Raw genomic sequence first — 22,728 nt, 5'->3', positions numbered from 1 at the left:
GTTCTGTGAAAGAGCGGATCTTTTATGTTATGGGTTTTTTGTAGTAACCGAGCCATTTATCGCCTTATATAAAGCTTCCAGTTCTTTTGGAGGACGTCCGGAATCAAATTCTGAGGAAGTATACTCTTTTCCGCCAGCGGTAATGATCATAGATGATATCATTGCCTGGTCAGAATATCTGCCTGTAGTTGGAGATTTGAGTTCAGATATCTTCGGTAGGTCAATGTTCTGAGCCAGCCTGGAAACTGCCAGCCATTCGGCGGTAGAGATTTTGGTATTCGTAATCTCTTCATTGATGTTGGACTCTTTTGAAGAGGGTGTGAAAACAATGTCCCTGCTAAACCCTCTTGTCCTTTCTGTTAAGCGGATCTGTTCAATCTTTTGCTGCTGAACTGTAGAAGACATATTAGGTGTATTATTTTCGCTGTTATTTTTGTGCATACAGTTTGTAGCAGAGGTTGCTAAAATGATATTAAATAGGATCAGTTGGATGTTCATCATATTCTGTTTTTATGTATTAATAATAAAAAACCGCTTCATCATGATGAAACGGCCTTTGTTTTTACAATAGAATAACGCCTTCTATTTTTGCTACTTCTTTATAAATATTCACTACCTGATTGGCATCCAGAACAAATGCATTGATATTGCAGGCCGTGTATTTTCCATTTTTGCTTTCACGGTTTCCCAGTGTAAATTTAATACCATCAAAAACTCTGTAAATTTCAGTAAGTTTTGCCTGGTCTGTAGGAATAATAAATTTAAATAAATAATCCTCCGGAAAATCATGATGATCCTCCAGTTTCTCCCTCAAAGACTGATAAAAGTCTTCAGGGCTTGCGTGTTGATTTCCTTGTAATATATCCATCTGCAATTGTTAATATAATATAAAAATAGCGAAAATTTTCCTATTTTCCAAACGGTCCCAGCAGGGACTTGGAGTTCTGGTGTTCATAATCTTCAATGATATTGAATAATCCATTCACCAGCTGTTCAGAAGCAAGTTTACTCAGTCCTCCTGAATTGACAGTGTTGTTATTCCCTCCTAAAAGACTGCCCAGAAAATTATTGCCAGATAGCGCTGTATTAATGGTTTTTACAATTCCATATTCATTCAGTTTTTCATCTACTTTAGGAGCAATGGCAGCAATAAGCTGTTGGGATGTTTTTTCCTTCAGAATCTGTGTTGCAGTGGTTCCCTGCATAATTCTCGTTACATCCTGAGCATTCAGGCTGTTTACGGCATCCTGCAAAATAGGTTTTGATGTATTCACTGTGTAAGCTGCTGCCTGTGCTATATAATCTCGTTCTTTGGCTACCAGTGAAGGAGCAATTTTCTCCAGTGTGGAATTGATGTCTCTCAACTCTTTTGGAAGGGCTTTATCAACCATATTATTCTGCAGGAACGCTTCTTTGTTGCCATAGATACTCATTCCCTTATCAATACCATTGAGCAGAATTCTTTTGATAATAGAAAGCCCCATGTCTGATGTTGCCAATGAAGTGCAGGATTGTACAGTGGTGGTAATAACAGCACCGGTTCCAATCAGAAGAGCGGCTGCAATGATATATTTTTTCATTGATTTTTTTATTATGTATTTCTAAGGTGCATTTGTCAAAAACTGCACCAAAGGTAATTACTATTCCCAATTTAACAAAATATTAAATTGAGTACATGTTTTGGTGAATATTGTGTCAAAAATGTTAAAATTTCATTTGTAAATATGATGGATAAAGGATCTTGATTTTAAATTAAAAATTATAAAATCTATATTTTTGGCATTTTTCATTTAATAAAGGATAGTTATTTTTAAATATTTAAGATAGTTTAACAGTGTTGGATATTTTTTATATTTTTGGCTAATGTCTTTTTTTGAGATTTTAAATAACTCCACTATTTAGAGACAGGTGCAAATTTGAATTTATTTGAATAAAATTGAAACTATATGAAACAAAGTAATTTAAAGTATTCAGGTCTCATTGCCGTGTTATATTTCGGGATGAACGTGAATGCACAGGTTACGCAGGATTCTGCTAAAGTCCAGAAGATTGACGAAGTCGTTATGATTGGATATGGTAGCCGTAAAAAAGTTGATAATACAACTGCTATCAGTTCTATCAGTGCGGAGGAAGTAACCAGAACCAAAGTATTGAATGCGTCACAGGCTATTCAGGGAAAAGCCGCCGGGGTACAGGTAATTGCTTCTGATGCGCCGGGATCTACTCCGACAGTAATGATCAGAGGACTTGGTACTGTATTGGGTGGAAGAACACCTTTATATGTAATTGATGGAATGTATGCCGATAACATCAACAATATCAATTCTAATGATATTCTTACTTATGATGTATTGAAAGATGCTGCAGCATTGGCAATCTATGGTAACAGAGCGGCTAACGGGGTAATTATTATTACTACGAAATCAGGTAGAGGGAAGTTAAGTGTTTCCTATGATGGATTGGTTGGATTCAGAACCCCTTTAAAAACCATTAAAATGGCTAACGGGTCTGAATTTGCAAATTATAATAATGCTGGTAAAGCAAGTACTTATCTGAACCCTAATCAGCCGTACAACACAGACTGGTTCAAAGAAATTACAAGAACAGGGATTTATAACCAACATAATGTTTCTATTTCAGGATCTTCTGAAGCTGCAAAATACTTCTTAAGTTTAAGTAATTATGATGAGCAGTCTATCCTTAAAGGTACCAATTATAACAGGACTACAGTAAGAACCAATAACGAATTCAGAATTACCAAAGGAATCAGATTGGCGCAGACTTTAAGTGCTACCTTTACCAATGATACTCCTAAATCGTATGGTGCTTTTACAAATGCATATAAACAATCTCCATTAGTCCCTGTATATTATCCGAATGGAAAATATGGACAGCCTATTTATAATAAGACTACCGGAAATATCGATTATGAAGGAGGAAGATTTAATAATGTAGGCAACCCGGTAATGCAGCTTGCTTATGATAATCAAAGGGGAAAAAATTTCTTATTGCAGGGTGGTTTAAAACTGGATATTGATATTTATAAAGATTTGAAGTTTACTTCTCAGTTTAGTGGTGAGTACAATAATTATAAATATTACAATTTTGTAAACTCCAAAGCATTCTGGTTAGATAGCGATCCAATGAGGGTTGACAGTGGATATGATACTTCTTTGCCTCTGACAAGATTAACCAATAAAAGTCAAAACTATTTCAACTGGGTACTTAATAACTATTTAACCTATACCAAGAAAGTGGGAAACCATGATATTGAAATTGTAGCCGGTACAGAAGCTTCAGTTGCCAACGGTCTTGAAACCTTAACGATCAACAGAAAGAATGTACCCGTTTCACAAGACTACTGGAATCTGGATGGTGTAGATTACTATGGGAATTTATTTAGTGATAATACGACTAAAGCTATTGAATCTATAAAAGGAAACAGAAATACTACCATTTCTTATTTCGGAAGACTTCAGTATAAATTTATGAACCGTTATTTATTAAGCGGGACATTCAGAAGAGATGGATCATCTCAGTTCGCTGAGGGGCACAGATGGGGGACATTTCCATCATTTGGAGCCGGATGGATCATTTCTGAAGAAAGCTTTATGCAGGATGGGTTCTTTGATCTTTTAAAATTAAGAGGAGGCTGGGGTAAATTAGGTAACCAGAAGGTTCCGTTAAATTATTTGCCACTTTCATCTGGAGCAACATACAATTACGGATTCGGGACATCGCCTGTAAGTAATGGAATAACTGTTAATCAGGGATATGACCCTAGTTTAGGATGGGAAGTAACTGAAGAAACCTCGTTAGGATTAGATTTTGCAATCCTGAATAAAAGGTTATCGGGTAGCTTTGATGTTTATAACAGAAAAACCAATAATCTTATCTTGGGGGTGGTACCTTATCTTGCAACAGGTATTTCTGAAGTGAATTATTCACATATGGGAAGTGTTGTCAATAAAGGTGCTGAAATAGGTTTAAACTGGGCTGATAAAGTAGGTGAGGATTTTACCTATTCAATTGGTGCCAATTATTCTTACAATAAGAACAAGCTTGCCAGCATTGATCTTTCCAAGCCGGTTTCTCAACTTGTGGGAGGAAATCTTGGAAACGGACAGGATACAAAAATTTTTAATGCTAATGCAGTTGGCTACGCATTAGGAAGTTTCTACTTATGGGAAGCAGATGGTTATGATGCAAACGGTAATCTGAAGTTCAAAGATTTAAATGGTAATGGAGTTACCGGAAGTGCAGATCCGGGAGACAGACGTTTCTTTGGCTCTTACATACCAAAATCAACCTTAGGTGTTAATTTTTCAATGTCTTACAAGAATTGGGATTTTGCTTTGAGCGGTTATGGAGCTTTTGGATTCAAAGTGTACAATGGTAAAAAAGCACAAAGAAATGGTGGAGAAAATGTTGAAGCTTCTGTAGCGAATAATTTCTGGACTCCTACAAACACTAATGCAGCAAATCCTGTAAATCCTGCAAATATCCCAATTGCATCTACATTCTATTTGGAAAGCGGAGATTATTTCAGAATCAATAATATTTCAGTAGGATATACATTTAAAAATGTAACGGATTATATGAAATCAATTAAGCTTTATGTGAGTGCAATTAATCCTTTTGTTTTCCAGAAATACTCAGGATATTCCTCAGAATTATCCGGATATAATCCTGCAGATCCTACAGCAGAAGGAGATCCAATTAAGCGTGCAGGGGTAGAATTAGATGCTTATCCTACATTGAGATCTTTTGTATTTGGTGTTAACCTAAATTTTTAAAAAAATGAATAAGAAATATATCATAGCAGCTGCATTTTTAATTTTAGGAGCTGTTAACCAGAGTTGCAGCAATGACTTCGTTGATGTATCACCTACAGAAAAAATTCCTGAGGATGCTTTGGGTGAAATATACAATAATAATGAAGGAGCCAATAGCTTGGTTACTAGTATTTATGCTAAGTTTTTAGACTGGAATATGAGTACTTTTGCCTGGATCGGGGTCACATCAATTGTTTCTGATGATGCAGATAAAGGTTCAAGTCCAAGTGACTCAGGTTCAGATAAAGACATTTTGGATGCTTTGACATTTACAGCATCTACACCATCATTTAAAGAGTTGTTTGCTTCTAATTACCAGGGGATTAATAGGTGTAATCAGGCGCTAAAATATCTTCCTAAATTAGATAAAGCAGATCCACAATTACGTCAGAGATTAACTGGAGAAGCTAAGTTTTTAAGAGCATTTATGTACTTTACTTTGGTAAGATCTTTTGGAGGGGTTCCGCTAGTAGACCATGTTCCCGTAACAGGGGTTGAAGCTGATAAGCAAATGACACTTACCAGAAAAAGTAAGGAAGAAATTTATGCATTCATTGAACAGGATCTTAAGGATGCCATAGCCGTTCTTCCTAATAAATCAGCCTATGGGGCAGGTAATATAGGGAGAGCATCTGTTGGTGCTGCCCATGCGCTTTTAGCAAAGGTGTATTTATATCAGAAGAAATGGCAGCTTGCTGTGGATGAGACTAATTTGGTTACAGGGTATTCATTGACACCTAATTTCCAGGATATTTATAAAGTTTCAGGAGAAAATAATGCTGAATCTGTTTTCGAAATCAACGGAACAGGAGGGACAGCAGGAAGAGCAATCCAGCAGTACAGCCAGGTTCAGGGAGCCAGAGGGACTACAGGCTGGGGCTGGGGATTTGCAACGCCTACCCAAGGATTATATGACGCCTACTCTGCAACAGATTCCAGAAGAGATGCCACGATTATCCATAGAGATATGACTTTATATGATGGATATTACGTAGGTCCAAATACAGAAAATAAATTCTATAATTATAAAGCTTATTCTTCCAATTATAGAGATCAGGCTTCAACAGACGTAAACATTCGTTATCTGAGATATGCTGAAGTACTATTAATCAGAGCTGAAGCAATGAATGAGCTTGGACAAACATCTGCAGCTATTCCTTTCCTGAACCAGGTAAGAAACAGAGCTAATATCGGAAATACTCCTGCTTCTTCTCAAGCAGACGTAAGATTAGATATCTGGAAACAAAGAAGACTGGAACTTGCTTTCGAACATGACAGATGGTTTGATCTGGTAAGAACCGGACAAGCACAAGCGGCTATGGCAGCTGATGGTGGTAAAAAATTCATCGTTGGAAAACATGAACTATTCCCACTTCCACAAGACTTTATAATGGAAGCAGGTGGATTGTCAGCACAAAACCCCGGCTATTAAATTTAATCAATAAAAACTTTAGAGGAGAATGAAAGTTCTCCTCTTCTTTTAGTAAGAAACCCTAAAAAAGAGATCTCATGAAAAGGAACGTATTATCAATAGCTATTACTTCATTATTCTTTGTGTATTCCTGTAAAAATGCACCCGTTGCCAAACAGGAGACCGGAAAAACTGAAGCAGTAAAAAGCAATATCACGGATGAACAACTGATGGACAGAGTGCAGAAAGATGCTTTAAAGTACTTCTGGGACTATGCAGAACCTAACTCAATGTTGGGAAGAGAACGTTACCATGAAGATAATATCTATCCTGATAATGATAAACACGTGATTACTACAGGAGGCTCAGGATTCGGGTTGGCAACTATTCTGGTAGGGGTAGAAAGAGGATTTGTTCCAAGAAAAGAAGCGGTGAAAAGACTTACTCACATCATGGACTTTCTGGCTAAAGCAGACCGCCACAAAGGTGCATGGTCACATTGGATCAATGGGGAAACCGGAAAAACCGTACCATTTGGGAAAAAAGATAATGGAGGTGATCTTGTGGAAACGGCATTCCTTACCTCAGGAATACTGATGGTCCGTGAATATTTTAAAAACGGAAATGCAGAAGAAAAAGCCCTGGCAGAAAAATGTGATGAACTGTGGAAAGGAATCCAATGGAACTGGTATACCAAAGGAGGTGAGAAAGTCCTATACTGGCACTGGTCACCGGATTACCAATGGGAAATGAATTTTCCTCTTGAGGGATATAATGAATGCCTGATCACTTATATTTTAGCAGCATCTTCACCTACTTATTCCATTGATGCAGAAACCTACTATAAAGGATGGACCAGAAACGGAACTTACCTTACAGATAAAACAAAATACGGACTACCTCTGTATGTAAAACACAACTATGCCGAAGAATACGGCGGCCCGCTTTTCTGGGCACAATATTCATATATCGGGCTTGATCCTACGGGATTATCCGAAAAGCTTGTCAAAAACTACTTTGACATCAATAAAAATCAAACCCTTATCGATTACAAATACTGTGTTGAAAATCCAAAACAATGGAAAGGGTATGGCCCCAACTATTGGGGGCTTACAGCCGGATATACCAGAAATGAGGACGGAAGCACAGGATACACCGCTCACATGCCTGGCAATGATAATGGAGTGATTACTCCTACAGCTGCATTGAGCAGTTTTCCCTATACACCAAAAGAATCAATGGCTTTCCTGAGATTCATGTATACCCAAAAACCTGAATTCATAGGATCTGCGGGACCTTATGATGCTACCTCCATTAATTATAACAATTGGTTTACCCCAAGATATCTGGCGATAGATCAGGGAACGATAGCACCCATGATTGAAAATTACAGATCAGGATTCCTTTGGAAGTTATTTATGAATGCCCCGGAAATTCAGCAGGGATTAAAAAAACTAAGCTTCCGGTCAGCCAAATATGGACTCAAATAAATTAATAGGAACGGGCCTTTATCCTGAGCTTAGTCGAAGGGAGTCCGTTTACATAAAAAAGATCAAATCCGCTGGCTTTAGCCAAAACCTAAATAACAATATGAAACTAAAACTGAAACATATTCCTCTTTTACTGCTGCCGTTTTCAATACCAATGAATGCGCAGGAGATAAAAGGGGAACTCAATAAAGAAATTAAAAGACAGGAAAAAATGTCTTACATTCTGGATTATCCGCAGAATGTTAAAGGAAATGTACCATTAATTGTTTTCCTTCATGGTTCAGGAGAGCGTGGAACTAATCTTGATCTGGTAAAGGCACACAGCCCGTTTACCTATAAAAACCTGATCAAAGGACCTGTAGCTGTTCTCGCACCCCAATGCCCGGAAGGAACATGGTGGGATACGGTTACCGTATATAATCTGATCAAGGAAATTCAGAAGAAATATAAAATTGATGCTTCCCGTATTTATCTTACAGGACTTTCTATGGGAGGATGGGGAACCTTAAAGCTGGCCATGGAGCATCCGGAAATGTTTGCTGCAGTGACTTCAGTTTGTGCTCCTACAGATCAGGTCATGACCGCTAATATTCATCGGTTTAAAGATCTGAACATGAAAATTTTCCATGGCGGAATGGACGATATTGTACTACCTGCCAATGCTTTTAATTTTTATCAGAAGCTACATCCTGTAAACCCTTCAGCAGAATTGGTTATCTTCCCGAATGATAATCATAATTCATGGGATTCGGCATACTCAAATCCCGCTTTGTATGAATGGATGCTGTCCAAAAAGAAAGAAAAGTAATCCAAGACACCAATGATTGAAAATAAACCCATCAAATTAAAGCAAAAAATATAAAACAATAATTTAAGAAGATAGATTTATGAAAAAGTTAATTGTAATCGCCACTTTAGCATTGGCACCTGTATTTTCCGCACAGGAAATGGTAACGAAGCCCGTTCAGTCTTACCAGACAGCTCAGTATCAGGCTAAGAAGAAAGCTTTTGTAGACAATCTTTTATCTAAAATGACATTGGATGAAAAAATTGGCCAGATGAACCTTCCGACTTCCGGAGATTTCACTACAGGACAGGCACAGAGCTCTGATATTGGAAAGAAAGTAGAGCAGGGATTAGTCGGCGGATTATTCAATATAAAAGGAGCAGATAAGATCAAGGCTGTTCAGAAAGTGGCTGTAGAAAAAAGCCGTCTGAAGATTCCTATGATTTTCGGGATGGATGTTATTCACGGCTATGAAACTACTTTCCCGATTCCTTTAGGTCTGGCTGCCTCATGGGATATGAATCTTATCCAGCAATCTGCAAAAGTAGCTGCCAGAGAAGCAGCTTCCGACGGGATCAACTGGACATTCTCTCCCATGGTAGATATTTCCCGCGAACCAAGATGGGGAAGGGTATCAGAAGGTTCAGGAGAAGATCCTTATTTGGGAAGTGAAATTTCCAAAAACATGGTATATGGCTATCAGGGGAAAGACCTTGCGAACGGAACCAATATTTTAGCATGTGTAAAGCACTTTGCCCTATATGGAGCAGGTGAATCCGGAAGAGATTACAATACGGTTGATATGAGCCATGTAAGAATGTTCAACGAATATTTCCCTCCTTACAAAGCTGCAGTAGATGCAGGTGTTGCTTCGGTAATGGCCTCTTTCAATGAAGTGGACGGAGTACCGGCGACAGGAAACAGATGGCTTCAGACGGAAGTATTAAGAAATCTATGGAAATTTAAAGGATTTGTAGTAACAGACTATACCGGTATCAATGAAATGGTAGACCACGGTATGGGAGATCTTCAGCAGGTGTCTGCTTTGGCTTTAAAAGCTGGAGTTGATATGGATATGGTAGGAGAAGGTTTTTTAACAACATTAAAAAAATCCCTTCAGGAAGGAAAAGTGACACAAGCTGAAATTGATATGGCAGCAAGAAGGATTCTTGAAGCAAAATATGATCTTGGTTTATTTGATAATCCATACAAACATGGAGATGCGAAGTTAGCGGCAAAAGAAGTCTATAATATGGAAAACCGTAATATAGCAAGAAATACGGCTGCTCAATCTATGGTGTTATTGAAAAATGACAATCAGGTATTGCCTTTAAAGAAATCAGGAACAGTGGCTGTAATCGGACCATTGGTGAATAACTCAATGAATATGGCCGGAACTTGGAGTGTTGCTACAAAACATGCTGCCTCAGTTTCTTTGATGCAGGGATTACAGTCGAACTACGGAAAAGAAGTTAAGTTTTTATCAGCAAAAGGTGCGAATATTGACTATGATGCCAAATTAGAAGAAATTTATGCTGCTCATGGTAAAAAAACAGACAGAGACAACCGTTCCAAAGAAGAATTGTTAAAAGAAGCGGTAGAGGTAGCCAACAAAGCAGATGTGATTGTTCTGGCTATCGGAGAATCTGCTGAAATGAGTGGAGAATCTTCTTCAAGAACAGAAATTACGATTCCTCAGTCTCAGGTTGATCTGCTAAACGAATTAAAGAAGACCGGAAAACCAATTGCAATGGTTCTTTTCACAGGACGTCCTTTAGCTTTAACCAATGTAAAAGATACTCCGGATTCTATTCTGAATGCCTGGTTTGCAGGATCTGAAGCAGGTAATGCGATTGCGGATGTTCTGTTCGGAAAAGTAAACCCGTCCGGAAAACTTCCGATGACTTTCCCAAGAAGCCTTGGACAAGTACCAATCTACTATAACGCTAAAAATACAGGCCGTCCGCTAAGCCAGGATAAAGTAGACAAATGTACTTATGAAAGATTCCGTTCAAACTATATGGACGAGTGTAATACGCCTTTATACGCTTTCGGATATGGATTGAGCTACACGAAATTCAATTATTCTGATATGGCAGTTTCCACCACTACTGCAAAAGGAAATCAGACCGTTCAGGCATCTGTTACAGTAACGAATACAGGAAATTATGATGGGGCTGAAGTGGTTCAGTTGTATATCAGAGATATGGTAGGAAGTATTACAAGACCGGTAAAAGAATTAAAAGGCTTCCAGAAAGTCTTTTTGAAAAAAGGAGAATCTAAAAAAGTAACTTTCGATATTACTCCTGAAAGCCTGAAATTCTATAACGGAGATCTGAAATATGACTGGGAATCAGGAGAATTTGATATCATGATAGGAACCAGTTCTGACAATGTTCAGCATTCAAAAATCAATTGGACTAAGTAATATCCGGAAAGTAATTCACCGGATTGTGTTATGATGTTTTTTTTGGCACGATTTTTAATAATACCTCGGGTAATTATTAGTATACAAATCGACATGAAAAAAACAATTTTATTAGGCACAATGTTCCTGGGTTCTTTACTATTTGCACAAAAAGGAACAATAAAAGGTGGAGACAAAGATGCACACGGATGTATTGGTTCTGCAGGATATACTTATTCTCAAATTAAGAAAGACTGTATAAGAACGTTTGAACAGAAAATCAAGTTAACAGAAGTAGCTCCGAAAGACAGCTATACTTCAATAGCTGCAGTTATTTTCAGTAAAGACATGAAACAAGCTGAGGTTTTTGTAAAAGATGCCGGTGAAAGAAGCATCATCCTTACCAGAGCAGGAGGTAAAGCCAAAGCATGGAAAAAGGATGGTTATGTATTGGTTCCTTACAAAAAGCACGGATACCAGCTTAAAAAGGATAATATCGTGATCTATCAGTAAGATCCGGTTTTAAAAAGAAAAACCGCTCGCAAGAGTGGTTTTTTTTGTACCTTAGAGAAATTAATTAATATCACATTTTTGGGATATTTTAATCCATCAGAAAACAAAAATTTTACCTATGAAAAAAATAATTTTACTCAGTACCATGTTCCTTGGTTCATTCGTTTTTGCGCAAAAAAGTACTCCTGTTCTCGGAGGCGACAGAGATGTGCACGGTTGTATCGGCTCCGCAGGATATACGTATTCACAATTAAGAAATAATTGTATACAAACTTTCAATCAGAAAATAAAACTCAAAGAAGTAAATTCAGACAAAAGCTATACTTCAATGACGGCAGTTATTTTTAATAAAAGTATGACTAAAGCTGAAGTATTTATTCCGGATGGAGCTGCAAAAAGCATTATTTTGGATAAGCAGGGAAAAGCAAAAATATGGAAAAGCGGAGCTCATGTGAAAGACAGCTATGTTTTAACTCCCTATAAAAAGAGCTACCAGATCAAGAAGAATGATGAAGTCATTTATCAGTAAAATAAAACTTTAAAAATATAAAGCCACTCGGAAGAGTGGCTTTTTTGTGGCTTGAAATCAATGAATTCAATTGGATTTTAATGCGACAAGTTTTGTCGTTGTGGATAGATACTTTTGCAACATAATAGAATGAAAAATATATCAGAATTAAATGATAAATAACATGATTAACGGTACCACATAAAAGTGACTTTTTATCTTAAAAAGTGTTAAATTCGCGAAGTTTAAGAAACTAATTACTAACTCAAAAAAACATAGAATGAAAAAATTCTATTTCGGTGCATTCACTTTATGCACAATCTTGGGAGTATCTGCCCAGGAAGTGGTGTGGCAGAAAGACATCCAATCCTCTACCCAGGATTTTCTAAGCCAGATCACCACAACCATTGATCAGCAATATTTGATCACAGGAAGTTCTATTCAAAGCAATAAGCAACAAGCTTCAGGCAGTAAGCAAAACAACGGTTACGATTTTCATTTGATCAAGCTGAATCAGCAAGGTGAAGAAGTCTGGGAAAAATATTTCTCAGGACAAAACCACGATTACCTGTCTGCTACTGTTACCACGCAGGATGGCGGATTTCTTCTGGCAGGAACTTCTTATTCAGGAAAAGGACTCGATAAAAAAGACGATTCCAAAGGAGGCTCAGATATCTGGCTGATCAGAATCAATGAATTCGGAGATGAACTATGGCAAAAAACCTTGGGAAGCTCTTCTGATGAAGAAGCCAGAGCTGTTATCCAGACTACAGATTTAGGATTTTTTGTTGCAGGAAATGTCCAAAACTCATCAAAAGGCTATGGTTCCAAAGATGTTTTGATCACAAAACTGGATAAAGACGGAAAAGAACTTTCCCAATTAATTTTAGGTGGAAAAAGATTGGATGAAGTGGAGAAAATGATTCCGACGAAAGACGGAGGAGCATTGCTGGGAATGTATTCAAGGAGTTCTGAGGTTCGTGTTTCGGGTTCTGAACAAGATTCCGGGATGCGAGGTGCGGGTTCTTCATTAAATGTTCAAAACCCGAATCCCATATCCCGAAACTCAAAACAAACTGAAAATTTCGGTGAAGGTGACTATTGGGTCGTAAAACTCGACAAAAACGGAAAAGTAGAATGGGAAAAGAACTTCGGAGGAAAAGGAGATGATCATTTGAGAACGCTGGCCTTAACTTCAACTGGTTTTATTATCGGAGGAGAATCCAGATCAGAAAGGTCTGGAAACAAAACTGTCGGATTAGAGGAGGGAACAGATCTTTGGCTGATTTCTTTAAATGAAAGAGGAGAAGAGCAATGGCAAAAATCTTACAATTTTAAAAACAGAGATATCCTGATGGGAATGTGTGTTCTTCATTCAGCAGATGATAAATCATCCAAAGGAATCTTATTGGGAGGCTATACCCAGGCAGAAGGAAGAATAGAAACAGATGATGAAACTTTCTGGATGCTATACCTTGACCAGAATGGCAATGAGCAGTGGAGAAAACATGTAAAAGGTGAATCCAGAAAGAAGGAAGAAAGACTTTCTGATGTAAAACTCAACAGAGACGGTTCTATTATTCTTGCAGGGACAAGTGCTGAAGAACTGGGGAAAGAAAACTGGAAGATTGTAAAGCTCGGAGATAAACAAGTTGATCAGCTCATTGAAAAACACGATATCAAGATCTACCCGAATCCTGTATCAGACTATGCTTACGTAGAAATTGGCTTTGACTTTAAGGATGCAGATATTCTTTTGTATGATATGAGTGGAAGACAGCTACAAAGTGTGAAAACAAAGAATAAAGTAACTAAGATTAATACGCAGGCTTTGGTTCAAGGGGCTTATCTTATTACTATAAAAACGGATACCAATAAAACAGCAAATGCAAAAATTATTAAACAGTAAATTATGAAGATTTTTTTTCTATTTTGTATCATTTCAGTATCATTAATGAAAGGTCAGTTTAATGGTGAAGAAGGCTTTTATAGTCCTGAATTTTCTAAAAGTCCAAACTCAAGTGAATTTAAAGTATATGGAGGGACTGATTTAAATCATTCACTAGGTAAACCGGATATTAATATCAGTTTGCTTTCCTTAAAAATTGATTATAAAAACAAGTTTGATGTAAATCTTAATTATGATGTTGCTCTGAATAAGCCTGATACTTATCCTTCATGGACGGGTTTAGCATGGAATTTAAGTACTTCAGGAACTATTACAAGAAATTTGAATGGTGTAGCAGATGAGTCTGATCCAGAGGCTTACTATTATAAATATAACCTTTTAAATTCCGCTGATTGGAATTCGTTAGATAAGCTAAAATCATATTCGGGTTTTAATGAATATGAAAAAAATGAAAGAGCATTAAATCCTGATACTTTTAGCTTTTCTGTAAATGGTATATCAGGTACTTTTATTAAAAATCATGAAGGAAAATGGATTATAAACTCTGACACACCTAATTTATCGATTACAAATACATTAAAAGATAATGAGTATGATATGGAGCATTTCATATATTCCTTTACTATCACCGATGGCTTGGGGAATAAGTATACTTTTGGAAATCAGTATTCAGCAATTGAGATTTATCGAAGTAGAAAAAAGACTCAGAACCCAAAGCTCGGTGCAGAATATTATAAGTATGTCAAAAATTGGCATTTAACCAAAATTGAATATTCAACTGGAAAAAATGTTGACTTTAGTTATGATAAATCTGGAGAAACCATCTATTTTAGAAGTTCATATTCGGGATACAAAAGTTTTTCGTATGGTGGTTACGACTTGAGTGGGTGCGCAAAAGATATTGATAAGAATAACTGTTTTAATCTTTCAAACTTTGAAGAAGGACAGTTTAGCTATTTGGATAAGGTTAATTTTGATAATGTTGAGATAAAATTTAATAAATCTTTGGCAAATAGTCTAGAATTTACCAATGAAAATGTATACTTAATTGATGGATTTGAAATTAAACCTCCTGATAATTACTATAATCTTAAACATTGGTACAAACTTGATAATATTTCCTATGCTGTGAATAATAAAAATATAGAAAATATATACTTTGAATATGACGAGAATCCTGCTAGGCGATTAAAATTAAAAAAAATAAAAATTGGCGAAGCAGAAAACAACAAATATGAATTTCAATATAATAATAACCTATTTCCAAAATTTAATAACGGAAATACTGATCATTGGGGGTATTTCAACGATAAAACATTTAATTTTTATGCAATAAATTCTACAGATATCAATGTTATTGCGGCCGCATATAGACAAGCAAAAGAACCGAATTTTAAATTAAACGAAATTTTAGAAAAAATCTTTTATCCAACAGGAGGAAGTACTCGTTTTTATTACGAACCTCATGAGTATACTAAAATGACTAATTATAATAATGATTTTTTCATCAGTGAGATTAGTCCGAGGAGGTTAGCAGGGGGGTTCAGGGTCAGCCATATTATTGATTATAGTATTTCAAATGTGCCTTCCCTGAGAAAGTTTTATTATTATAAAGATCTTATTAATAGTGATTTAAGTTCTAGTGGTGTTTTGTCAAATACTACAGATTACAATCATAACCAATATACTTACAGGGAAATTTCACCTTTAAGTTGGCCATTAAATTATACTAATGGGTCACATATTGTATATTCAAAAATTTATGAAGAAAAAAGCAATGGAGGGATAATTGAATATGCTTTCAGTAATCAAGATAATGGCTTTATTGATCAAAAACCTGATAACTCACTAATGACTAGAGTAGAAAGAGAAAGGACCACACTAGGAAATAATAATTATATATGGTCCAGTGCACTAATTAAATATGATGAGAATGCTGGCACTAGAATAAATTCTTTTAACTCTCTCCAAAAAGAAAGAATGAAGATATTGTTTAAAAAAGAGTATACAAACACTAAGCAATTATTAGCCGAAACAATTTATAATTATAATAATAATCCTGTAAGATTTTCACAACATGCTAGGATAATTGAAATTGATGGACGTCCTTTTGGTCCTGTTCCAATGGGTTGGAATGCACAAGGTCAAGCTCTAGACAAAACATGTGATGTCATTAATGTCTCGGCTTATAAACTTTATTTTTACAATCATTATTTAGACTCTGAGACAAGAAAAGATTATTTCAATAATGGAAATGTTACCACTAAAACAAAGTACTTTTACGATGACTCTGATGATGATCTTCTGAAGAAAGAAGAAACTACCTATCCAGATAATAAAGTAATTTCTAAGACATATCATTATGCAAATGATGTTACAATAAATAATCAATATTTGATTAACAAGAATATGGTAGGAATTCCATTGGTTACAGAGACAACGAAAATAGAGAATCTTACAAATAAAATTCTGACTAAGTGGGAAACCGTTTACCCTGTTTCCCAAGCAGATGCTAATATATATACTAGTGGTTTGCCCCTACCCAAATCAGTATTATCATATAATCTTAAAGATTTGAATAGCCCTGTTCCTGTCCCAACTGTAGAAATCAGTTATGATTTATATGATTCCAAAGGTAATGTTCTACAATATACAAGTATAGATGGTAAACCAACCACGATAATTTGGGGATATGGTCAAACTTTACCTATCGCTAAGATAGAGGGAGAGACTTATAGTAATGTAATGACCTCTTTGGGTGTAAGTAGCTTGCCTTCTGGATACACAACTCTTCCTATTTTCCTGAAATCTAATGCAGATATAGATGCATCTTCGGAGCTATTGCTGATAGAAGCTCTAGATAATTTTAGAAAAGACCCTGCTCTTGCCAATTACAATATAACAACCTACACTTATAATCCATTGATCGGGGTGACAAGTATTACTTCTCCAAGTGGAATAAGAGAAAATTATACCTATGATTTGTCCAATCGATTAGAGAAAGTTGTAGATAATAGCGGAAAAGTTCTTAAAGAATATAAATATAATAATGCCCCAACAGCATATTATAATGTTATGAAAAGCCAGTCATTCACAAAAAATAATTGTACTTCCGGTATGGTATCCAGTTCGATAACCTATACGGTACCTGAAGGTAGGCATTTTTCCATCATCAGTCAGGCAGATGCTGATCAGAAAGCTTTAGATGACATTAATAGTAATGGGCAGAATTATGCTAATTCAAACTTAACCTGCTTTTATCCATATTGTGATTTCAATGCCATGGCTTCAAGTCAGTATATTATGATACAATATGCTCCTTTTCAAAAAGTAAATAATGTTGTTAATGCTCAATTAAATTTTATGGTTACATCAAACCAAGGTGTGAATTGGTATGATACAGTACAATTAGGAAATATACCTGGACTTTGTTGGCCTGCCACGACAGTTACTAAGTCCTCAGGAAATTGGCAAGTAACTCTCTATCCAGGATCAGGACAAACTGTTTTAAGATGGCTAGGAAACGGAAGCCCTTCTACAGGTGTTCCGTACAATATTAGCTTTAGTTATAATGTAAATTAAAAACAAATCCATGAAAAAAATATTAATTCCCATAGGAATTCTCATAATAGGAACTGCCCAGGGGCAACTTACCAATACGGAAAATTATGTCTACTCCAAGACGTATTTGTCAGATCCTGCACTTGCTAATGTTAAAACCTCTGAAACGGTTCAGTATTTTGACGGACTCGGAAGACCCAAGCAAATTGTGAATGTAAAGGCCTCCCCATTGGGAAAAGATGTAGTTATCCCCATTAAATATGATCAGTTCGGAAGACAGGTTCAGGACTACCTTCCTGTTCCTCAAGGAGGAACTTTCAACGGTGGTATCATTACCGATCCATTAGCCAATGTAAGCAGTACCTCTTATGGTTCAGAAAAAATCTACTCAGAGAAGATTCTGGAAAATTCGCCATTAGACCGTATTTTAGCGCAAAAACAGGTCGGAACTGCCTGGGACAACAAGCCTGTACAGTTTGGATATGATGCCAATACAGATGGCGAGGTTAAAAAATACACCGCCACTTTTAACTATACCAATTTTACTTCCCAACTCACCTTATCTGGAACCTACGGAACAGGGCAGCTGTATAAAAATACGGTTACCGATGAAGACGGAAACCCAACCATTGAATTTAAAAACGGGCAGGGACAGATTGTATTGGTCAGAAAAGTAATCAGTGCTACAGAAAACGCAGATACTTATTATGTTTACAATGATTATAACCAGCTGGCTTATGTGATTCCTCCCAAGGCTTCTGTAGAAACAGATCCCAATACCGTACTGAATGATTTATGCTATCAGTATAAATATGACGGGAGAAATCGTCTGGTAGAAAAGAAACTGCCTGGTAAAGGCTGGGAATATATGGTGTATAATAAAGCTGACCAGCTTATTCTGACTCAGGATACTGAGCTTAAGGGAAAAGGACAATGGCTCTTTACCAAATATGACCAATTTGGAAGAACCGTTTACACGGGAATTACAAATAATACTGCCAGCAGGGCTTCAATGCAAAATAGTGCCAATGTCAATGCTAATTTATATGAAACCAGGACCGCTGCAGCCGGATTTACCTTAAATGGTATGGCTGTATATTATACCAAACTTTCTACTCCTTCCAATGTTAGCCAGATATTAACTGTCAATTATTACGACACCTATCCTCCGGGTTCATCTGCAGTGACCAATGTGTTTGCCCAGCCTCTTCTTACGGACAATCCGGCTAATGAACAAACTACCAAAGGACTCCTTACCGCTTCCTATATCAAAAATATAGAAGATGATCAGTGGACAAGGAACTTTATCTGGTATGATACCAAAGGAAGAAACATCGGTTCAAGAAGCAACAACCATTTAGGAGGCTATACTGTGGTAAATAATAAGCTTGATTATACCGGGGTTATCCTTCAGACCAATACCTATCATAAAAGACTTGCTGCAGATCCTGAAAAGACCATTGTAGAAAAATTCACCTATGATCCCCAGAACAGGCTTCTGACCCATACCCATCAGGTAGGCAGCAATCCCGTTGAATACCTTGCCCAGAATAAGTATAATGAAATTTCCCAGCTGGAATCCAAGAAAGTAGGAGGAACAGCTGCATCTCCATTACAGACCATTGTTTATCAATACAATATCCGGGGCTGGATGACTAAGGTTAATGATCCGGCAAACCTCAATGGAAAATTATTTGGATATGAAATGAAGTATAACAATCCTGTGTATACCAATACGTCAACAGGAAGGTTTAATGGAAATATTGCTGAGATTGATTGGAATATTTCCAGTAATGAAGGGCTGAAAAGATACAATTATCAGTATGATGCTTTAAACAGGATGTTGAAAGGAGTATATTCCGAACCCAATTCTTCTGTAGCTCAGAATAATTATTTTAACGAAGAGCTGAGCTACGATCTCAATGGAAATATTAAAACCTTAAAAAGATTTTCATGGCCTGTTTCAGGAGGAACTACTGCAGAGAAGATTGATGATCTGGTCTATAATTATCAGAATGGGGACAAAAGTAATACACTGGATAAAATTACTCTTCCTTCAGGGGTTATTAACAACCGTTCAGGATACAATGCTTTGCAGGGAACGATGGCTTATAATCTTAATGGAAATATGACAGATCATCCTGATAAGAAAATGAAGATCAGTTATAATTACCTGAATTTGCCTAGTTATATTTCAGTTAACGAAGGGTTGATAGGTATTTCCAACACCAGCTACACCTACAGGGCAGACGGAACGAAAGTTTCTAAAACATATAGTATGAATGGATCCATAGAAACCAATTACCTAGACGGGTTTCAGTATGATAACAGGCATGCATATGACACTTCAGCATCTCTTTACACCATTCCGGTATTGAAATTTGTACCGACTTCCGAAGGATATTATGATTTTACGGAAAATAAGTATATTTACAATTATACGGATCATTTAGGAAATGTAAGGGTGAGTTATAAGAATAATGGTACTGGACTTGAGGTTATTGATGCCAACAACTATTATCCTTTTGGATTAAAACATCAGGAGGGGTTGATAGTTCCTGCTCCTTTTGGAGGAGTTCCCTATAATTACAAGTACAACGGTAAGGAACTGCAGGAAAGTGGTATGTATGACTACGGAGCGAGATTTTATATGCCAGATATTGGAAGATGGGGTGTGGTGGATCCTTTAGCTGAACAATATCGTAGATGGTCACCATACAATTACACGATGAATAATCCAATCCGTTTTATTGACCCTGATGGCCGTGGTGTGACAAGTACAGGAGTAAAAGATAATAAGGATGGAACATACACTGTAGTAAATGCCAAAGATGACGGTAATAATGGAATTTATTTAGCTGACGACAAAGGGAATTATGATGTTAATACATCTCATCATATTGCCAACTCTCTGACACCGCGTTCTTTTATGGGAGACGATAATAAAGCTGTTGAAGGGGCTGTAATAAGTCCTGGTGATTTGAGTGGTAATAATTTTCTTAATGATTTGATGGGACCTAATGAACCTAATATTTTTAACTATATGGCGAATGGAAAAGGTAATGAAAAATATGATTTTAAAACAAATGGACCTAATGGAGAAGTAGGAGGAACAGATCAAAGGCCTGAAGGAATGACAGTGACACAATACACATATCGAGGTCTGCTATTTTCAGTAAATACAGGAGATAAAACAGATAATGTAACCGTAATTGCTTCAGCCAGAGATATTGGAAACTTTGGAGCAGGCTATATTGCAGGAAATAATGGTTTAACTTGGGGGACTGGAAGATTAGGATTTGACGCTCTTCAAAGTTGGCAGCAACGTAGCTTTGCTACTGAAGGACAAACCACCCAAATGGCACAAAAAGTAGGACATAGTCTTGGTTATAAAAAATATACTGAACGACGTGTTAATGCTTATAAATCTCAATCTTCAAATCCATTACGTGGTCCTAAATAATATTGATTATGAGAAAAATATTTAAGACACTTATTATATTGGCTTGTCTTAGTATAGGCTTATTTCTTTGGTCAGACCAGCGTCGTTCCTTTTTCAAGACATCAAATGGAGAATATGTTACAATGTGGAAGAGATGGGGTGGAACTTGTTATTTAATTCCTGGTAAATATTATGGGATTGCAAGGCCAAAAGATGGGTATATAAAGACATCGAATCGAGGTTATTTTACTTTTTACTATAGTAATAGATTACCGAATCTTATTTTAATAAACAAAGAATCAGAAGATAATTATGAAATATCTAATTCAGTTAATAAAAAGTACTCGTTTGCAGACTATATATCAAATAAAGAAAAATACAAACCAATAATTTATAAAAAAAATGCAAAAAAATTCTCTGATATAAATAGAGATGCTTCTTTTTTAAGCATAAATATACTGGAGGGTTATGCTACTAATGAAACAGGAGAAATGCAGAGATAAATGATACAAAAAAGGCACTCTTTAGATAGTGATGGTCGGAAGAAATTCCGACCTTTTTTATTTTTTTTAACTTTGCACTTGATCCAAGATCTCCACCTACAAATACGATTAGAATTGCAGTAATATACCCTGAAGTTCCATTGTTATATATCTTTTTGTGGTTTTATAGCCCAAATTATTTGCTCTTTTGTAAATCAAGAGTAGCATAGAAGTAATCATTGTTATATAGATCATTACTGGATCTGTCTCAAAAGCTGGTGGGAATGTTTAGTAGGTGTATCTTTGTATTATGCTAAGAGATAATGAACTTCTTAAATTATTACTTCCGGAATTTTAATTGAATACTTTAATATCCTCCCCGCTGGTTCTAGCGTCTCGCTCGTGCCCGTAATTAAGAAAAAGCTACTGCATAAATAGTGGTTTTATCCGTTACACTTCTTATTATATAGGGATAATTTTCATTAGGAGTTTATATTCTATGATCTTCCTTGTTGCTACGTAAGGTTTATTCATATAAATTTTGCTTTTATAACTTCATGATATAAGTTTTCTTTATTTTAATATTCCAAATTTTTTTTATTTTATAATATTGTTATATATTAATATATATCAATGTGATAGTGGAATTAGGGTAATGAGCTTAATGATGGGTAATGAGCACAAGCGAGCCCCCGCTCTCACACGATTGTATCGTGTGCTAGATGAAAAGAAGAGATTATCTCACTTTTGATACAGTCTCTTTTTATCTTTTTTTTAAAAAACTATACAGATATACAAGGATGATCATCCGAAGTTGATAAAAAAAAATTATTGTAAACAATATGAAATGAACAGCTTATATTTTCATATCCCAAAAATATGTATATTGTATTACCAAATTAAAGCGTAATCCGAAAAGCATATAGAGTAGGAGAAAATCAAAAAATATTACTATGAAAAACTTAAGAAAACTTTCAAAAAGAGAATTGAAAACTGTTCAGGGAGGTATCCCAATGTGTCTTGCAGGATACTTCTGGTGCTCACTGGAAAGAAAATGTATCCCTGTTGGATCACCATGCGGGCTTATTATCGATTAACTAATTAAAAATAGTAAAAAAGGCTGTCTCAGAAATGAGATAGCTTTTTTTATGTGCTGACCACCAATCGACTTAGGAATCAGGAGCGTTAAGAAAATTTCAATGTAATCCGTGAAAAAATTTCCACTGTCTGAGCATGGGGCTTGCTCAGTACCGAAGCAGAACCGAATGATTCATGCGAGTTTGGAAATTTTAGGAGTACATTTAAATTTTTAGCGGATGATTCCCGTCTTGAACTTTTGCATACTTTTGCTTCAAGGCAAAAGTATAAATGAAAAAAATGTTA

At 36.1% G+C, this 22,728-nt stretch carries 15 protein-coding genes; 12 read left to right on the top strand and 3 right to left on the bottom strand.

Features of this window, described 5'->3' with window-relative positions; genetic code table 11:
- Positions 1-27 precede the first annotated feature (27 nt).
- The 3 genes from V0410_RS07245 to V0410_RS07235 all read right to left on the bottom strand — a co-directional run bounded on the left by V0410_RS07245 (position 28) and on the right by V0410_RS07235 (position 1,580).
- Complete coding sequence (locus V0410_RS07245) at positions 28-501, bottom strand: hypothetical protein (RefSeq protein WP_330746912.1); 474 nt, start codon at positions 499-501, stop codon at positions 28-30.
- Positions 502-562: 61 nt separating this feature from the next.
- Positions 563-868, bottom strand: coding sequence for a DUF493 family protein (locus V0410_RS07240; protein WP_047433612.1), 306 nt, complete (start codon positions 866-868; stop codon positions 563-565).
- A 40-nt stretch (positions 869-908) separates the two neighbouring features.
- On the bottom strand, positions 909-1,580 hold the full coding sequence (locus tag V0410_RS07235; RefSeq protein ID WP_330746911.1) for a DUF4197 family protein: 672 nt from the start codon (positions 1,578-1,580) through the stop codon (positions 909-911).
- A 366-nt stretch (positions 1,581-1,946) separates the two neighbouring features.
- On the opposite strand from V0410_RS07235, the gene V0410_RS07230 reads away from it, so the two are divergent.
- From V0410_RS07230 to V0410_RS07175, 12 genes are all read left to right on the top strand, one after another.
- Positions 1,947-4,796 carry a SusC/RagA family TonB-linked outer membrane protein gene (locus V0410_RS07230; protein WP_330746910.1) on the top strand — a complete coding sequence of 950 codons (2,850 nt, stop codon included), beginning with the start codon at positions 1,947-1,949 and terminating at the stop codon, positions 4,794-4,796.
- A gap of 4 nt (positions 4,797-4,800) precedes the next feature.
- The gene (locus V0410_RS07225) at positions 4,801-6,267 is read left to right on the top strand and encodes a RagB/SusD family nutrient uptake outer membrane protein (protein WP_330746909.1); all 1,467 of its coding nucleotides are present in this window, start codon (positions 4,801-4,803) and stop codon (positions 6,265-6,267) included.
- Positions 6,268-6,344: 77 nt separating this feature from the next.
- Positions 6,345-7,736 (top strand): glucoamylase family protein, encoded by a 1,392-nt coding sequence (locus V0410_RS07220; protein ID WP_330746908.1) that lies wholly within the window; start codon positions 6,345-6,347, stop codon positions 7,734-7,736.
- Between the two features lie 100 nt (positions 7,737-7,836).
- Positions 7,837-8,544, top strand: coding sequence for a prolyl oligopeptidase family serine peptidase (locus tag V0410_RS07215; RefSeq protein ID WP_330746907.1), 708 nt, complete (start codon positions 7,837-7,839; stop codon positions 8,542-8,544).
- A gap of 79 nt (positions 8,545-8,623) precedes the next feature.
- On the top strand, positions 8,624-10,951 hold the full coding sequence (gene bglX / locus V0410_RS07210; RefSeq protein WP_330746906.1) for a beta-glucosidase BglX: 2,328 nt from the start codon (positions 8,624-8,626) through the stop codon (positions 10,949-10,951).
- Positions 10,952-11,044: 93 nt separating this feature from the next.
- Positions 11,045-11,443 carry a hypothetical protein gene (locus V0410_RS07205; RefSeq protein ID WP_330746905.1) on the top strand — a complete coding sequence of 133 codons (399 nt, stop codon included), beginning with the start codon at positions 11,045-11,047 and terminating at the stop codon, positions 11,441-11,443.
- Positions 11,444-11,561: 118 nt separating this feature from the next.
- Positions 11,562-11,972 carry a hypothetical protein gene (locus V0410_RS07200; RefSeq protein ID WP_062671818.1) on the top strand — a complete coding sequence of 137 codons (411 nt, stop codon included), beginning with the start codon at positions 11,562-11,564 and terminating at the stop codon, positions 11,970-11,972.
- Positions 11,973-12,231: 259 nt separating this feature from the next.
- Positions 12,232-13,860 (top strand): T9SS type A sorting domain-containing protein, encoded by a 1,629-nt coding sequence (locus V0410_RS07195; RefSeq protein ID WP_330746904.1) that lies wholly within the window; start codon positions 12,232-12,234, stop codon positions 13,858-13,860.
- 3 nt (positions 13,861-13,863) lie between these two features.
- Positions 13,864-17,442 (top strand): DUF5977 domain-containing protein, encoded by a 3,579-nt coding sequence (locus V0410_RS07190; protein WP_330746902.1) that lies wholly within the window; start codon positions 13,864-13,866, stop codon positions 17,440-17,442.
- Between the two features lie 10 nt (positions 17,443-17,452).
- Positions 17,453-20,884: a DUF6443 domain-containing protein gene (locus tag V0410_RS07185; protein ID WP_330746901.1), complete on the top strand. Its 3,432-nt coding sequence runs from the start codon at positions 17,453-17,455 to the stop codon at positions 20,882-20,884.
- A gap of 8 nt (positions 20,885-20,892) precedes the next feature.
- On the top strand, positions 20,893-21,366 hold the full coding sequence (locus tag V0410_RS07180; RefSeq protein WP_330746900.1) for a hypothetical protein: 474 nt from the start codon (positions 20,893-20,895) through the stop codon (positions 21,364-21,366).
- Positions 21,367-22,298: 932 nt separating this feature from the next.
- The gene (locus V0410_RS07175) at positions 22,299-22,442 is read left to right on the top strand and encodes a bacteriocin-like protein (RefSeq protein WP_156121528.1); all 144 of its coding nucleotides are present in this window, start codon (positions 22,299-22,301) and stop codon (positions 22,440-22,442) included.
- Positions 22,443-22,728 lie beyond the last annotated feature (286 nt).

The organism is Chryseobacterium sp. CP-77, from assembly GCF_036362765.1.
In the GTDB taxonomy this organism is placed as follows: Bacteria; Bacteroidota; Bacteroidia; order Flavobacteriales; family Weeksellaceae; genus Chryseobacterium; species Chryseobacterium cupriresistens.
Note: the sequence above shows the minus strand (reverse complement) of the source record. Positions and strands in the feature narration are given on the sequence as shown.